We start from the raw sequence: 17190 nt of genomic DNA, 5'->3' as shown, positions 1-17190 counted from the left end.
GAGGGGCGGATACGGACGAGGGGCAAACATTTCGGGGGAGAAAGGTGGAGGGATTGGAGAATGTTTCGTAACTTTGCAGCCGAAAAAAATTGAAAGAGTTCAGAAATAAAGGAAATTGAAAGAGTTCAAAAACAGCGAGTCATGATCAACAGAATACTCATCAGAATGAAGGTGGTGCAGATACTTTACTCCTACCTTCTCACACGCAGCCGGTTTGACATCATCGGCCTTCCCGACGCTCCCTCACGCGACAAGCGCTTCGCCCACTCGCTATACAACGAACTCCTGCTGCTTCTGCTCGACAATTCGGGATACAGGGTGGCATTCACCGACGACAACGTGCGCGTGTCCGCTCCCGAACGCCAGGCCTCCGGCCAAAAATACACGCGCATCGCAGCCGCCCTGGCCGCCAATGACGAACTGCGCACACTTGCCACCGCCCACCGCTCGTGGATCGAGGCTCTTGCCCCGCTCAGAGGCTCGGTAGGTGGCGCCCTGCGTGAATCGGCCATATTCAAGGAATACATGCGCAAGCGCACACCTATGGAGATCGATGACGAGGCACGTCTGTGGAAGAACCTGATGCGCACGGTGATACTCCGCGACAAGGGTATAGACACCCTCATACACGCCGACCCCGACTTCACCCTCAACGGCTACAACGAGGCACTGAGCCTGTTTGACGCCACCCTCGATGACTTCGCCGACGTGCGCAGCTCCCTGGCCGAAGCCCGCAAGGCGCTCGGAGCCTCGCTCGACAAGGCCTATGAGCTTTACCATGCGCTGCTGCAGCTGATGATCGACCTGACCCGCGCACGCGAACTGCAGCTCGACGAGGCCCGGCACAAGTATCTGCCTACCCACGACGACCTCAACCCCAACATGAAGTTCGTGGAAAACTCGTTTATCCGCGCCCTGGAGGAGAACGCCGACATGAAGGCTTACCTCACCGAGACCCCGATAAGCTGGAACGACGACCCTGTGACACTGCGCCGTCTGCTCGACAAGATTACGGCTTCGGACATATATAAGGAATACATGGCCGATCCGGTGAGCGACCTTGCAAAGGACTGCGAGGTGTGGTATGCGCTGTTCAAGAACGTGATCGCCGACAGCGACGAGCTTGCCGAAGCCATGGAGACACAATCCGTCTATTGGAACGACGACCTGGCCATCATGGGGTCGTTCGTGCTCAAGACCATCCGCCGTTTCGCCCACTGCGGAGAGAGCGGGGAAAACCTTGAGGAGCTGAGGCTGTCGCCGAAATACAAAGACATTGAGGACGAGCGCTTCGGCCCGAAGCTTTTCGACACCACCGTGGCCCATCAGGAAGAATATCGCGCGCTGATCGACTCACGCCTTGAAGGGAGCAGCTGGGAGCCTGAGCGTCTGGCATTCATGGACATCGTGATCCTTGAAACGGCCATAGCCGAACTCCTCAACTTCCCATCCGTGCCTACAGTGGTCACCGTCAACGAGTTTACGGAGATAGCCAACTACTATTCGACACCGAAAAGCGGACAGTTCGTCACCGGCATGCTATACGGTATCATCAACCAGCTCAAAAGCGAAGGCACGCTGATCAAAGAGTAGAATCAAAATTTGCTTTTACACACGGCTTATCCATATATCTGACGAAAAAATTGGCTTCGCCAACGCGAACCGGGCTGCCGATAGACATTTGCTATTTTTTTCGTCAAATATTCTTCGTATATTTGCAAATACGAAACTATAAATATTTAACACATTCATTTTATAACCATGCTTTACAGTCTCGTAGCCCTTCAGGCCGGCAGTGCCGGCGGCAATGGCGGCATCATGAATATCGGACTCATCGTCATACTCTTCGCGGTGTTCTATTTCTTCATGATACGCCCTCAGCAGAAAAAACAGAAAGAAATAAAGAAATTCCGTGAAGCCCTCACCAAAGGCGACAAGGTCATCACCGCCGGCGGCATCTACGGCAAAATCCGCAACGTAGGCACCACCACCTTCGACGTGGAGATTTCCGACGGAGTGCGCATCACCATCGACAAGAACTCCGTATATCCTTCGGCGCAGGAAGCCGGAGAGGCATCCAAGCAGGTAGAAGGACCGGCACAGAAATAAACATACAGAGGGATGGGGGCATCTCCTCCTGACCACAACTTTATTACCGGCAACAATGGCACTAAAGGAGCAGTTCCGGAAAATAACAGACAGAATCCACCTCGCAGCCACGTCAGCACGTGGTCGCGAAGTGGGTCTGTTTCTTTTATTCCTGGTGATATCCTATGTTTTCTGGCTGCTGCTCACCCTCAACAACGAGTCGCAGGAAGATATCGATGTGCCGATAACCATAGTCAACGTTCCCGACAGCGTGACGTTCATCACCGAAGTGCCTCCGGTGATAAAGGCGAGCGTGCGCGACAAGGGATCGATACTCATGCGCTACCGTTTCAACAACTCGAAAGTAATGAAAATCGAGTGGAGGGAATATGCCGGCAAGAGCAACGATAACAGATTTCTGATGGGACGCCAGGATCTCGGGGCACGCCTGCGCGATTATTTCGGGACATCATCCCAGATTGTCACCGTGGCCCCCGACTCGCTCAAGCTCATATACACTACCAACCCCGGACGGCGCGTGGCCGTGCACGTCAACGCAGATGTTCGTCCGGCTCTCGGCAACATTGTCAACGGGCCTCTGTCGCTCAACACTGACTCCGTGACGCTGTACTCCGTGACCGACCTGCCACATTCCATCAACTCGGTGGAAACGCTTCCTATCATCCGCTCGAAACTCTCCGACACCACTTCCGTAATGGTCAACATCAAACCGATCGACGGTGTACGCATCGTGCCCGACAACGTGATCGTGACCATTCCCGTGGAACCGCTGATAGCACGCAGCCAGATGGCGCCGATAGTCGTGAAAAACATGCCCGCAGGCTACGGACTTCTGACATTCCCGTCGCAGATAGAGGTGAGCTACCTGGTGCCGATGAGCGCCTACAACACCGAGCCTTACGACATAAAAGCCTACGTGGACTTCGCCGACGCACTTGCGTCCCCGACCTCAAAGATACCCGTGGCGATGTCGCTGATGCCTGAACTCTACCGCGACGTGACCATCACTCCCGACAGCGTGGAGTATATCGTGGAGCAACGGCGTCCGTGACCGCCACAACCCACGGATGCTCCGGGGGAGCATCCCTACAATATGGATGAAGCCGATTACCATGAAAACCGGCAGAAACGACAATCATAATACACATCTACACTATCAACAATAATCTAACATCATTACAAGAACTAACCCATTAAAAGCCATGAAGCTATGAAGATTACCGCTATCACAGGAGGTATCGGCAGCGGAAAGTCTGTCGTCTCCGAAATGTTACGCACACTCGGACATCCGGTCTATGACTGCGACTCAAGAGCAAAGAAACTCATGGATGCCGACGATGAAATCAAGCAGGCCATATCCTCACAGATATGCGCGGAGGCCATAACCGCCGACGGCCACATCGACCGTAAGCATCTCGCTGAAAAAGTATTTGCCGATGCCGAGCTGCTTGAGCGCCTCAACAGCATCGTCCATGGGGCCGTGCGTGCCGATTTCATCGATTGGGCCGCGAATACAGGCGCTGAGAGAGTATGGATGGAAACGGCATTGCTCTATGAGAGCGGACTCGACAAAGTAGCCACCGACGTGTGGGAGGTGACCGCGCCGGAAGAGCTCCGGATAAAGAGGGTTATGCGCCGCAACGCCATGAACGCCGGCCAGGTGAAGGCGCGCATAGAGGCCCAGCGCCGCAACGCCCATCCCGAAAGGCATCAATGCGTGGAAATGCTCGTCAATGACGGCGTGCAACCGTTGCTTCCTCAGGTCCTCGCACTACTCTGACGGCTGAAGTGCCACGCACAGTACACACGATAATCACAAGGCAGGCGGTTGCGAGGCAACCGCCTGCCTTGTGATTATATGAAAAGCATGAGTTATTAAGGCGAACCAGTTTCGTCAGACAGGTCGGACTCGTCAGACGGGTCGGACCGGTCTGACCGCATCTGACGATTTTGGCACAGCACCGTTTTGAGGGTGTCATGGATGGCTTACGAAGTCTGCATCTAATGCAAGCCAACGGGCGTTACCGGGTCGGAGTGTCGAAGAGCTTGTCCTCCTGGTCGAGTCGGAAGTCTCGGGCAAGGAGCGAGATGAAACGGGTGATCTGCGATATGGCGGCGGATGTCTCCGGCGAAATCTCCTTGCCTTGAATGCGCATAAGCAATGTGCCGTAGAGAGCGGCGAAACATGTCTCGATCTCACCGAGCTTGTTGTCGCCCTGACGGGCACGCAGCTCCACGATATAAGGCAGCGTCTTGTAGAATTCCGCCTGGTAGTCGACAAACTTCGGATCGGCCATTAGCTGACGATGAAGGTCGTCGAGTTGGATTATAGTGTTCTTGTTGAGCTGTAGATGACCGTTCTTCTCTACTCCCTCACGGCGCATCATGTCGATGAGCGATTCATACCATTCCTCAAGTTCCTTCTTTTTCTCGGGAGGGAGATCGTACCGGTCTATGATGGAGGCGCGTATCTTGTCGATATCGAATCCGTTGGCACGTATAAGATCCTCGATCTGCCACATATACAGCAGGTATTCCGCAATGTTCTCCTTACGTTTCTGGGATGCTGTGTACATATCTTCAATTGTTTTCCGGTGTACTTTCTATGTATAACAATTCAAAAACAAATTTAGCAAACTACCGGCTGACGTGCAAATATGACATTATGCCGCCCCCTGAAGTATGCCTCTTTCCTGAATTTCAAAATGAAAACAGCATAACAACGATATGAAAACGCAACGAAACCACTTGCGAAACAAAAAAATAATGTCTAATTTTGCTACGTTGGATTTTCATTACGAAATTTAACACGTAAATTACACAGACTTTCCGCAACATATAACCTTAAAACAATAAATTTATGACCTTTAAACCGACCATGGCATTCGCCTCTCTTCTGGCACTTCCGGCCATCGGCATCATCAATGCAACAGCCGAGACCGTGCATGTGTCGACACCTGCCACGTCGCTTGTGCTTAAAGCCGACAAAGGCAAAGAACTCCGTTTCTACCATTACGGAGACAAGCTTACCGACGCCGACATCAAGTCGATGCTCTCATCTTCCTCTCCGTCGGTCAACGCATATGCCCCATACGGCATGAATACCCGGCGCGAGACAGCAGTAGCTGCGGTGCACACCGACGGCAACATGACGCTCGACCTCGTGGTCGACGGCGTGGAACACGACGGCAACACCACCTCGATCAATCTCAAGGACAAATACTATCCCTTCTACGTGCGCCTCAACTACCGCACATATCCCGACGATGACATCATCGAGATGTGGAGCGAAATCTACCACGGCGAAAAGGGCACGGTCGACCTCACCCAGTATGCCTCGGGCTACATCGCCCTCCCCTATGGCGACGTGTGGAGCAGCAACCTCTTCGGCGAGTGGGCCAAGGAGGGATGGCTCGAAGAGATGCCCGTGCCCCACGGACTGAAAGTGGTGAAGTCGCGCGACGCACTTCGCCCCAACCATGCCGCCCACGGAGAGATGATGTTCTCGCTCGACGGCAAGCCGAAGGAGAAGTCGGGACGCGTGATAGGAGCGGCGCTCTGCTACCCCGGCAGCTTCAAGTTGCGCACGCTCAACGACAACAGCAACTGGATCCACTTTTTCGCAGGCATAAACGAGGAGAATTCGCCCTATAAGCTGGAGAAGGGTGAGACGTTCACCACCCCGACGCTTGCCGTCACCTACAGCGACAAGGGCCTGGGGCAGGCGAGCCGCAACTTCCACCGCTGGGGACGAGCCAACAAGCTGGCCCACGGCGACAAGCTTCGCGACGTGCTGCTCAACTCGTGGGAGGGCGTCTACTTCGACGTCAAGGAGAATGAGATGGTGCAGATGATGGAGGACATAGCGTCGCTTGGCGGCGAGCTGTTCGTGATGGACGACGGATGGTTCGGCGACAAGTATCCGCGCGACCATCGTTCGCAGGGTCTCGGCGACTGGGTGGTCAACACCACGAAACTTCCCAACGGCATCAAAGGGCTGACCGATGCCGCCAAGAAGGCAGGTGTGAAGTTCGGCATATGGATCGAGCCTGAGATGCTCGACGAAAAGAGCGAGCTATATGAGAAGCATCCGGAATATATCATAAAGGCCTCCAACCGTCCGAACGTGCGCGGTCGAGGCGACGCACAGGTGGCCCTCGACCTCGCCAATCCGAAATGCCAGGATATCGTATTCACTATAGTCGACACGCTCCTTACCAAATATCCCGAGATAGCCTACATCAAGTGGGACGCCAACAACGCCATGGCCGTACATGGCTCGCAGTATCTCCCGGCCTCAAAACAGGGCCACAACAACATAGAATACTGGCGCGGACTCACGAAGGCCCTCGACCGCATACGCGAGAAGCATCCCGACGTGGTGATCCAGGCTTGCTCCTCAGGCGGCGGACGTGTGAACTACGGCTACCTCCCCTGGTTTGACGAGTACTGGACGAGCGACAACACCGACGCGCTGCAACGCGTCTACATCCAGTGGGGCACGAGCTATTTCTTCCCGGCGATAGGCATGGGCAGCCATATCAGCGCCGCGCCCAACCATCAGACGGGACGCCGCACGTCGCTGAAATACCGCACTGACGTGGCCATGGCCGGACGCCTGGGCATGGAACTGCAGCCCAAGGACATGAGCGACGCAGAGAAGGAGCAGACACGCCGCGCCATCGCCGACTACAAGACGATACGCCCGACAGTGCAGCTCGGCGACCTCTACCGCCTGCAGTCGCCGTTCGACAAGAAGGGTGTGGCTTCGCTCATGTACGTATCCCCCGAAAAGGACCGCGCGGCATTCTTCTGGTGGAAAACAGAGTCGATGGCAGCCGAGCAGCTCCACCGAGTGCCGATGGACGGGCTCGACCCCGACAAGACCTACCGCGTGACCGAGCTGAACCGTATCGACCAGAAGGCGCTACCCTTCGAGGGCAAGACCTTCACGGGACGCGCGCTCATGTCAAACGGACTGCCGATGCCGGCGTTCCACAACGTCGACAAGGCTGACGCCACCGACTTCTCGTCGCGCGTGCTGCTGCTGGAAGCCCTCTGACGCTTGTAAGAACCAAATAAAAAAGATACAATTGCATGGACGCGGGCCTGACGGCCCGCGTCCATGCAATTGTATCTTTTGATGATATTCAGTCCCATTAAAATCGCCTAAGTTGTTAATCCCAACACATGAATATACGAATGTACTCAGATGCATCATACCTTTCCCCAAAACTCCATGTATTGCAATTGGCGTACGGTAGGGGGCATATTCCTACAAATTTGTCCGTATATTCGGATTTATTGATATCAGTTCTTGAACAAACGCACGTTTATCCTTAGGCGATATGATCAACGGAGAACGTCTATCCTTAAACGATATAGCCAATCGATCCATAGACGCTGCAGGCGATGCAAGTATTGTGTTGGTGGATTTCACTTCCACGATATCGCAAATATCATACGTCTCCTTCATCACATAAAGCATGCTTACAGTAAGCTTAGTTCCGTCTATTATATATTTGAACCCAGTAAATGTAATAATTTCAAATATTGCCACGGACATTACCAACCCTATGACAATGATATCTTTATCTGCTAAAAAAACAGGTACAATAGGTAATAGAGTCAACGACAGGACTAAAATTACCAGTCCACTATCAATCTTTGATTTGTATACTTTCATCATCAGTCTTATTTATTAACTTGGCGGATATTTCCAACTGCTTATTAATATTAAGATTTATTGTTTGCTTCATCTTGTTATCATCAATCTTAGCTTCGCTATTCTTATTACTTTCGACAATCTCTTTAAAGCCACAGACGACATCGTCCACGGCCTTATCCAGATTCTCATCTTTTAAAAATATCGAATGATCTTGCTCTTTAGAAAGCACCCATATATCAAAATCTCGACTGATATCAAGATAAGTATGAGAACTGCCTGCGACTTTAACATCGGTATATGCAGCCATTGTCGTAGCTACTACATATCCGAATCCAAACTGAGCGGTAACAATAGTAGTAAACAGAACTGTAGCACATGAAACTACCGCTGCGACAAAATAAAACAAAAAAGTAATCGCGCCCACAACGATTTCATCAATTTCGTTGTCCGCTAAATCACTCATACCAATTGATTCCAACAATTTTTTCTTATCTTCAGATGAAAGTACGCTTTCATATTCACGCAAATTTTGATTTAATAATCCTTTCTGGTACATCAGATGTATGTATCTCTTTATGTCATTATTTGATATAGCGTCAGCAATTTCCTCATCGGATAAAGCTCTAAGAATCCTTAATATAGAATCATCCATTTCAAACGCAACTTCATTGCCAGATTCCGTATCAGTAGAACGACTCCCCAAATAATGAGTTGGATTTCTTGCAAAATTTCTATCATTAACTATTTTATCTGCCAATTCCATCATATATTCACATGATGAAGTTTGTTCATCTGACAAATGTATACTTATTGCACTTATCCCATTTGTAGAAGAGACTTCATTATCGCCTATAATGACATCTTCATCATGAACATAACCTGTACACGCATTCGTCATCATACTGCTTGAAACAGTCCATATAACTATACGAGTAAAATTCCTTTTAGGGTATCTCATTTGACTACTTTTTAATATTGTTCATCTGCTTGATAAGGAAAGAGAACTTCAGCATTACAGAATAATACCGATCTCTATAATATCTCTTTGCCGCTGATAGATATTGTTTATTCGTAAATAAACATGCACAATAGAAACATGAATGTGACAACACCCGGCATTCCGGAATTTCATGTCCAAGCTTTTCCTCTAAAAACATCAATATACGATAAGGGCCATCTACAAATAGCCATATCTTCATGAAATCATCAAATTGTTGTTTATATAAAGCTTCAATTTCATGAATATGTACATCACCCAAGTCTAAGTATTTAATATATTTAACAGGCAGTCCACAACATGCATATAATCTATTTGTAGGAGATATTGTAATTGCAGAAAACAGATTCGTACATCTTTGCTTACAAGGATGAGCGATTTTTGTATATAATTTAGGCAGACTCTTCAATCCTTCTTGAGTGAATGGCATCCAGATTCCATTTGTGAATTTTAATATCCGAGCCTTATTGCTATTGATATATGGCTTTAGACCCTCATTTTTTATCAAATCACACATTTTGAAATTCCGTTCTTCTGCTGATTCAATATTTACAACAGTTATCAATTCCAAATCCAATGCGGCCTTTATCCCGTTTACTACAGATTCCAATGGAACAAATTCCAAATGCTCATCACCAGTACTGTAATTTATCTCATTCAATCCAGCTTCTTTACATAATTTAAGAATCCGTACGGCATTTTCATATGATTTAGCCCAAAAGCCATTAGTGACAACACGACAAATTAAGCCGTAATTGTTAATTAACTTAATCAGAAAAGGCAAATCTAAAAAGCTTTCTCCGCCTGTTAAAACGACAACTTTAATGCTATTAAACGTGGCTAAACTCGTTCTTATATAGCGTTCAGCATCATTATAGCTTATTTTTTCTTCCTTATTTGGATTACATTCAAAACAACAATTCAAACATGCAGAAGAACACTTGAACGTAGTGATCAATGTCAACATTGTGAGGTATATTGATTCCGAAATACTCATATCGTTTTTTTGCAAAAAAAGATATTATTTTTGCATTTTGCCCAAATTTAAATTTTATTAACTTATCTTTAATACAATCTGCGGTGCTTGTAAGTAGCGTAATGCCGGTATCAGCAAGCCGGCGTTCCACAACGTCGACAAGGCTGACGCCACCGACTTCTCGTCGCGCGTGCTGCTGCTGGAAGCCCTCTGACGCTTGTAGAAACCAAATAAAAAAGATACATTTGCATGGAAACGGGCCGGAAAGGCTCGCGTCCATGCAATTTTTTTTATAAGTTTAAGTCAGTTCATAATCCTGTCATGAAGAGAATGATCATATCAGTCCTCGGGCTATTGGCGGCGGTGTCGCTGTCGGCAAACGAGGAGGTGACGCTGCGGCTACTACAGACGAGCGACGTGCACGGCAACTTCTATCCTACTAATTTCATCACGCGCAAACCGGCCAAAGGAAGCCTCGCCAGGGTGGCCTCGGCGGTCAACGACGTGAGGACACAAGCCGGCGATGACGCTGTGATAGTGGTGGACAACGGCGACATACTCCAGGGGCAGCCGACGGTCTACTACTACAACTATGTCGATACCGTGTCGCCGCATATCGCCGCGCGGATGCTCGATTTCATCGGCTACGACGCGGGGACCATAGGCAACCACGACGTGGAGACGGGCCGCAAGGTGATGGATCGCTGGGCGGGAGAGTGCCGCATGCCGGTGCTGGGCGCGAATGTGATCAACACAGCGACGGGACAGCCACATTTCCGGCCATATACCGTGGTGGAGCGCAAGGGGATAAAGGTGGCAATACTGGGCATGATCACACCGGGCATTCCGGCGTGGCTGCCGGAGACGCTATGGAAGGGGCTGCGGTTTGACGACATGGAGGAGACCGCGCGCAAGTGGGTGCCGGTAATAATGGAGCGCGAGCATCCCGACGTGCTGGTGGGACTGTTCCATTCGGGGCAGTCGGGCAACATACTGGTCGGCCACAAAGAGAATGCGTCGCTTGAAGTGGCGCAGCGCGTGCCGGGATTCGACGTGGTGCTGATGGGCCATGACCATAGGGTCGACAAGAAATGGACGGTCAACACCGCGGGCGACAGCGTGCTGGTGATGAACCCTGCCAACAACGCCGTGCACCTTGCCGACGTGGCGATCACATTCACCCTCGACAGCCTCGGTCGCGTCGCCGGGAAGAAGATCGACGGCAGGATAGCCGACATGGACGGCTATGCGCCCGACAGCCTGTTCATGATGCAATTCTCCCCGGAGATGGCCACGGTGGAGCGATACGTCGACACCCCGATAGGGACTATGACGCGCCCCGTCACCACCCGCGACGCATACTTCGGCCCCTCGGCCTTCGTCGACCTGATCCACCGCCTGCAGCTCGACATCACCGGGGCCGACATATCGTTTGTCGCTCCCCTGAGCTACGACGCCACAATACCCGCAGGGCCTATCACGGTGGGCGACATGTTCAACCTCTACAAGTATGAGAACATGCTTTACGTGATGGACCTGACAGGAGAGGAGATAAAGAACTATCTGGAGCGCTCATACGGACTGTGGACCCAACAGATGGAATCGTCCTCCGACCATCTGCTCCTGTTCAGCGACGGCACGCGCAGCGGCGACCAGACCCACTCGAAACTCAAAAACGCGAGCTACAATTTCGACTCCGCCGCCGGGATAATCTACGAGGTGGACGTCACCAAGCCCGAGGGGGAGAAGATCCGAATACTGAAGATGGCCGACGGCGAGCCGTTCAGCCCTGAAAAGCATTACAAGGTGGCACTGAACTCCTACCGTGGCAACGGAGGTGGAGAGCTGCTGACAAAAGGCGCAGGCATACCCCACAAGGAGCTTCCGTCGCGCATCATAAGCTCGACCGACCGCGACCTGCGGCATTACCTCACGAAGTACATCAAGGCTCACGGGAAGGTAGATCCCCGACCGCTCGGCCAGTGGAAGTTCGTCCCCGAGAAGATGACCCGTACGGCAGCCCGTCGCGACCGCGCCCTCATGTTCGGCGAATGAGTGGGGCGAGGTAGCGGCCGGTGTAGCTCCCGGGGCAGGCGGCAATCTGCTCGGGAGTGCCGGTGGCCACGATGTAGCCGCCCGCCTCGCCGCCCTCCGGGCCGATGTCGATCACATGGTCGGCACACTTTATCACATCGAGGTTGTGCTCGATGATGATAACCGTGTGGCCTTGCGCGATGAGACGGTCGAAGCTGTCCATCAACTTGTTGATGTCGTTGAGATGCAGGCCGGTGGTCGGCTCGTCGAAGATGAACATGGTGGGCTGCGGCTTCTCCTGCGCAAGATAGTATGCGAGCTTCACACGCTGGTTCTCGCCGCCGGAAAGTGTCGATGACGACTGACCGAGCTTTATATAGCCGAGACCGACATCCTGCAATGGCTTCAACCGCTTGACAATCTTGCGAGTGATCGACGAGGGGTCCTCGCCGAAGAATTCCATGGCCCGGTTGACGGTCATCTCAAGTACATCGTTGATGTTATGCCCGCGATAGCGCACTTCAAGGATTTCGGGCTTGAACCGCTGGCCGTGGCACGTCTCGCACGGTATCACTATATCGGCCATGAACTGCATCTCTATCGTTACAGTCCCCTCTCCTTTACATTCCTCACATCGGCCGCCCTCGGTGTTGAACGAGAAAAACGCAGGTGTGAATCCCATCTGGCGCGCACCCTGCTGTTCGGCGAAAAGACGGCGAATCTCATCGTAAGCCTTCAGATAGGTCGCCGCATTGCTGCGCGAAGAGCGCCCTATCGGATCCTGGTCGACAAACTCGACAGCGGAGATACGCGACAGGTCGCCGCGCAATTCCTTGTGGAGGCCCGGGGCATTGCCGGCCTCGCCGAGATGACGCACCATGGCGCGCCACAGCACGTCGCGCACGAGCGTCGACTTGCCGCTGCCGCTCACACCGGTCACCACGGTCATCACACCGAGAGGGAAGCGCACGTCGACATTTTTCAGATTATGCTCGCGTGCGCCGACCACCTCTATGTAATCCCTCCAGCGGCGACGCGTCGACGGGAGGGGAACCGCCATCTCGCCGCGCAGGTATTTCACGGTGTATGATTCGCCGGAATCCGCCGGGAGGGAATCCACCGGGCCTTGATACACAATGTTGCCGCCAAGGCGGCCGGCATCCCGCCCCACGTCGATAAGATAGTCGGCGGCGCGCATGATCTCAGCATCGTGCTCCACGATGACCACGGTGTTGCCTATGCCCTGGAGGCGGCGCAACACCTCGATTAGCTTGGCCGTGTCGCGCGGATGAAGGCCGATGCTCGGCTCGTCGAGAATATATAGCGAGCCTACGAGACTGCTTCCGAGCGACGTTGCGAGGTTGATGCGCTGGCTCTCGCCTCCGGAAAGGGTCGATGACAGGCGGTCGAGCATGAGGTAGCCGAGCCCCACGTCGCAGAGAAACCCTATGCGGCTGTTTATCTCCGTGAGCAGTCGCGATGCTATACGGCTGTCGTTGTCATCAAGCACCAGAGCGGAAAACCAGCGGCGCAGCTCCCCGACAGGCATCCCCACCAGTTCTGTGATGGTGCGGCCACCGACCTTCACATACGAGGCGTCATGCTTCAGCCTTGAGCCGTGGCATTCCGGGCAGACAGTCTTGCCACGGTAGCGCGCTTTCATCACACGATATTGTATCTTATACTGGTTTTCATCTACCCAACGGAAAAATCCGTCGATGCCGTAGAACCGGCCGCGCCCGTGCCAAAGTATGTCGAGCTGGTCGGGAGTAAGCTCGCAATATGGCTTGTGGATAGGAAATCCGAGCTGAGGCGCGAGGCGGACCAGATCGCGCTTGCATTCGCTCATCTTGTCGCCTCGCCAGCACACCACCGCATCGTCATAGACCGACAGCGACGGATCGGGCACGACAAGCGCCGGGTCAATGCCTACGGTCTTGCCGAAACCCTCACACACGGGGCACGCGCCGTAGGGGTTGTTGAAGTTGAACATCAGCTCGTTCGGCTCACGGAAAACGATTCCGTCGGCCTCGAAACGCTTGGAGAAGCGGTGCACATTCACGTCGCCACCGTCGTCCCACACCATGAGCGCCATCTCGTCGCGCCCCTCGAAAAACGCCGTCTCCGCCGAATCGGCCAGACGACTCAGCTCGTCGCCGTCGTGAGCCACGGCAAGCCTGTCGACGAGCAGTAGCATCCCGTCCGGTGATGTCGGCACGTCGGATGCGGCAAGCAACTCCTCAATTTCCCGGAACCGTCCGTCAGGCAGAGTGACGACGCGCGAGTAGCCGCCCTTCATGAATATGTCGAGCTGCTGACCCATCGTGCGCCCTTCAGGCAATATTATCGGTGCGGCCACCGCCATGCGTGTGCCTTCAGGATAGGATGTTGCTGCGGCAAGCACGTCGTCGACCGTGTGCTTGCGCACCTCCTCTCCCGACACCGGGGAATACGTACGACCGATGCGCCCGAAAAGCAGGCGCATATAATCGTAGATTTCCGTAGAAGTGCCGACAGTAGAGCGTGGATTGCGCGTGTTGACCTTCTGCTCGATGGCTATGGCCGGGGGGAGTCCTCTGATGAAATCGACCTCAGGCTTGGCCATCTTCCCGAGGAACTGGCGCGCGTAGGCCGAAAGGCTCTCTACGTAACGCCGCTGCCCCTCGGCATATAATGTGTCAAAGGCAAGGCTCGACTTTCCGCTCCCGCTGACTCCGGTGATCACCACCAGACGGTTGCGCGGAATCTCGACGCTTACGTTTTTGAGATTGTTTACCCTTGCTCCTTGTATGAGAATGTTGCGTTCAGACATTGCTACCTTATGGATACAGGCCTCCGATACATGGTGCCGCCATCCGGCGGCAACCATCATATCTCAGGCCAAATTAACCCACAAAGTTACTAATAAATCGCGCTCAAAAATCCACATAAAACTTAACGCCCCCTCAAAAAGTGTTAACCACGACGTACGATATGACACCGGGATTTTACATCACAGCGGGGAGAGCAGCCCGGTGGAAGAGTCTATTATGAAACCACGCACCGACACGTCGGCGGGGACAAGCGGATGGTTGCGTACAAGGTCGACAGTCTCGTGGACAGCTCCGCCGGTGTCGTCGAATCCGTGAAGCCAGCTGTCAAGGTCTATGCCGCAATGGCGCATAAGGGAGATATGTTCCTCCGAGATGCCACGGCTGCGCATATGGCCGAGCATTTCCGATGCGTTCATGCCCTGGACTCCACATCCGGTATGGCCTATCACCATAATTTCATCGACACCCAGCTCATAGATCGCCACGAGCAACGAGCGCATGGTTGAGTCGAACGGGTTGGTAATGGTGCCTCCGGCATTCTTGATCATCTTCACATCGCCGTTCTTTATGCCCAGAGCCGCCGGAAGGAGGTGGGTGAGACGTGTGTCCATACACGTGACTATGGCAATCTTCTTGTCGGGATATTTCGAAGTGGCAAACGCTTCATATTGCTTTTCCGCAACGAAGCGGCGGTTGAATTCAAGTATTTCGTCAATCATAGAATAGAATTGATTCTGTATTATAGAATATATGGTTAAGAGTCAGTCACAGTCCCCCCGGGATTTCACCACCAGGGATTCCTATATTTTGCATTGTAATGTACGCCATCCTCGGAAAGGATAAGTTCAATGTCCTTACGATACATCCATCTGTCCCACTCCGGAGAAGCATAGTCTGGATTAACCATCATTTCTCCGTCACCGATATCAAAATCAAAGCAGAAAGGCAACCGATAATCGCCCCACATACAACGTTTGACCAATGCAGGATCATTATAGCTGCGCCATGTACCGACAAAAGTGCGGTTGAAGTATCCATCGGCATCAGCCCATGATTCGTCAATCCTGACAACATCGGGGGTATCCTTTAATGTGCACGCGTCCGCTTGTAATATACCACGTAATTCCCCGCTCCCTTTTTGCGACGCATCCTCCTTCAGCAAATACTCTGCGATTATGCTATAGGAATATGTAGAATCCATATCATGCTCAATACCGCGAAAAATCTTCTTTATCCTGATATGTCCGGTAAAATCGCACACATTAGTTTTCACTTTTGTACGCCCCCTCACCGCGTATGTGAGTGAGTCAATTTTAACCATGTCGGGATAGAAATAAACTTCTATACGACGGAAATCATCGCCGAGCACCCCGTTAGCCGGAATATTCCCTCTGAATACGTCCGGATTCAAACGAATGTCACCATCACTGAGCGATTTATCGCAATCTTCAATTGATGAATAGTCTGTCGGGGTCAGATATATTTCAAACAAGTCACTATTATCAATCCTGCTAAAGTCGAGCAGTTTACTCCTGTTACCATGATAGAACACATCTCCCAGCGCTTTTTTCGTTTTCTTGAGGGTGTACAAATCCTTGCACGCCGGATTGCCTGAGGCTTTGGCCGACAGTCCACCGAGAAAGGCAAAGGAGGCCAATAGAATCAGTATCTTACAGGATATAGACATACGCAAAATCGGAGCTAAACGCCGATTTACAGAAATCGGCCGTGATAGCGCAAAGATACGAATAAGTAGATAGCAAAAGCAAATTTTAGAGGTTGTTTAAAAACAACAGTGAAAAATACCGGGCGAAAAACAGCAACTCCATATTTTCATGATACAGGATTGAATCTATCTATTGCTTTTATTGTAAGTTTATAGATCCAATTACCATGTTTATCCATCTTGTATGGCACGATATAACCATCTTTTTCTAAGCGACTTATAAAATCCTCCATTGAGGCTTTTCCAGTGATTAACAAACAACACCGTTGTGTGAGTCAAGGTTTGCCTACAATTTGTATGGATTTTTGTATGTATATAAAAAAGCTACCGTAAATGTTTGATTTACAGCAGCTTTGGTTGCTTGATTTGCGGAAAGACAGGGGGCGTGCCTCTCCTGCCTAAATGCAGTTATATCAAATAGTTAGATATATCAGAATTTTATTAGTGCCGTTTTAGTGCCAAATATCAGCACCCGGATTTTCGGCTCTGGAGCCTGACTCCACAGGCTATCCAATCACTAATGCAAATTTAATCATTTCATCCCGGCTGTGCAAGTCCGAGAGTTCGATTTAGCAATTCCTAACAATTTGATTCACATTTCTTAAATACTGCTCGTCGGGATTTTTTCTCAATATAGACAGGCAGTAGCTTTATGTCTTTGAGTTTCGCTGTCATCTATACCGCTTTCGTTGTGCTTATCTCGACTTTCTTTTCAGATAAGGAAAGCGATGAGAGGCGGAGCGGTCTTCCATGCTGTCGGCGTTATGCCGTCAAAAGGTGAAGGTGCAGGCACTGACACCCATTGACCGCATTTCGCCTATGGGCAATGCTGAACACCGATAACGGCCATCGCCTCATGGCGGTCAT

At 51.6% G+C, this 17190-nt stretch carries 14 protein-coding genes; 6 read left to right on the top strand and 8 right to left on the bottom strand.

What is annotated here, in order from left to right; translation table 11 throughout:
- Positions 1-141 precede the first annotated feature (141 nt).
- The 4 genes from QZ303_RS05430 (at position 142) to coaE (ending at position 3889) form a co-directional block, all read left to right on the top strand.
- Positions 142-1593, top strand: coding sequence for a transcription antitermination factor NusB (locus QZ303_RS05430; RefSeq protein WP_295730236.1), 1452 nt, complete (start codon positions 142-144; stop codon positions 1591-1593).
- Between the two features lie 225 nt (positions 1594-1818).
- Positions 1819-2109: a preprotein translocase subunit YajC gene (yajC, locus tag QZ303_RS05425; RefSeq protein WP_295730326.1), complete on the top strand. Its 291-nt coding sequence runs from the start codon at positions 1819-1821 to the stop codon at positions 2107-2109.
- 55 nt (positions 2110-2164) lie between these two features.
- Positions 2165-3160 (top strand): hypothetical protein, encoded by a 996-nt coding sequence (locus QZ303_RS05420; protein ID WP_295730233.1) that lies wholly within the window; start codon positions 2165-2167, stop codon positions 3158-3160.
- Between the two features lie 159 nt (positions 3161-3319).
- On the top strand, positions 3320-3889 hold the full coding sequence (gene coaE, locus QZ303_RS05415) for a dephospho-CoA kinase (protein WP_295730230.1): 570 nt from the start codon (positions 3320-3322) through the stop codon (positions 3887-3889).
- Between the two features lie 241 nt (positions 3890-4130).
- On the opposite strand, the gene QZ303_RS05410 is transcribed toward coaE, so the two are convergent.
- The gene (locus tag QZ303_RS05410) at positions 4131-4685 is read right to left on the bottom strand and encodes a DUF4924 family protein (RefSeq protein ID WP_295730227.1); all 555 of its coding nucleotides are present in this window, start codon (positions 4683-4685) and stop codon (positions 4131-4133) included.
- Between the two features lie 302 nt (positions 4686-4987).
- Between QZ303_RS05410 and QZ303_RS05405 the strand changes: the two genes are divergently transcribed.
- Positions 4988-7171: an alpha-galactosidase gene (locus QZ303_RS05405; RefSeq protein WP_295730323.1), complete on the top strand. Its 2184-nt coding sequence runs from the start codon at positions 4988-4990 to the stop codon at positions 7169-7171.
- Between the two features lie 213 nt (positions 7172-7384).
- Here QZ303_RS05405 and QZ303_RS10605 read toward each other — a convergent pair whose 3' ends face one another.
- The 4 genes from QZ303_RS10605 to QZ303_RS05390 form a co-directional block, all read right to left on the bottom strand.
- Positions 7385-7675, bottom strand: a complete 291-nt coding sequence (locus tag QZ303_RS10605; protein ID WP_363322818.1) for a PH domain-containing protein — start codon at positions 7673-7675, stop codon at positions 7385-7387.
- Between the two features lie 94 nt (positions 7676-7769).
- Positions 7770-8735: a hypothetical protein gene (locus QZ303_RS05400; protein ID WP_295730224.1), complete on the bottom strand. Its 966-nt coding sequence runs from the start codon at positions 8733-8735 to the stop codon at positions 7770-7772.
- A gap of 4 nt (positions 8736-8739) precedes the next feature.
- The gene (locus QZ303_RS05395; RefSeq protein ID WP_295730222.1) at positions 8740-9741 is read right to left on the bottom strand and encodes a hypothetical protein; all 1002 of its coding nucleotides are present in this window, start codon (positions 9739-9741) and stop codon (positions 8740-8742) included.
- Positions 9683-10030, bottom strand: a complete 348-nt coding sequence (locus QZ303_RS05390) for a hypothetical protein (RefSeq protein WP_295730218.1) — start codon at positions 10028-10030, stop codon at positions 9683-9685. The genes QZ303_RS05395 and QZ303_RS05390 overlap by 59 nt, the downstream gene beginning before the upstream one ends.
- A gap of 41 nt (positions 10031-10071) precedes the next feature.
- Here QZ303_RS05390 and QZ303_RS05385 point away from each other — a divergent pair, with 41 nt between their 5' ends.
- Positions 10072-11805 carry a 5'-nucleotidase C-terminal domain-containing protein gene (locus QZ303_RS05385; RefSeq protein WP_295730215.1) on the top strand — a complete coding sequence of 578 codons (1734 nt, stop codon included), beginning with the start codon at positions 10072-10074 and terminating at the stop codon, positions 11803-11805.
- Here the strand turns inward: QZ303_RS05385 and uvrA are convergent.
- The 3 genes from uvrA to QZ303_RS05370 form a co-directional block, all read right to left on the bottom strand.
- Positions 11789-14596: an excinuclease ABC subunit UvrA gene (uvrA, locus tag QZ303_RS05380; RefSeq protein ID WP_295730213.1), complete on the bottom strand. Its 2808-nt coding sequence runs from the start codon at positions 14594-14596 to the stop codon at positions 11789-11791. The two genes, QZ303_RS05385 and uvrA, sit on opposite strands and share 17 nt — an antisense overlap.
- A gap of 180 nt (positions 14597-14776) precedes the next feature.
- Entirely contained in the window at positions 14777-15316 is a 540-nt protein-coding gene (locus tag QZ303_RS05375; protein ID WP_295730211.1) for a carbonic anhydrase, read from the bottom strand.
- A gap of 65 nt (positions 15317-15381) precedes the next feature.
- Complete coding sequence (locus QZ303_RS05370) at positions 15382-16254, bottom strand: hypothetical protein (RefSeq protein WP_295730209.1); 873 nt, start codon at positions 16252-16254, stop codon at positions 15382-15384.
- Positions 16255-17190 lie beyond the last annotated feature (936 nt).

The organism is uncultured Muribaculum sp. (assembly GCF_910583865.1).
Classification (GTDB): domain Bacteria; phylum Bacteroidota; class Bacteroidia; order Bacteroidales; family Muribaculaceae; genus Muribaculum.
This window is presented reverse-complemented; position numbering and strand designations above follow the sequence as displayed.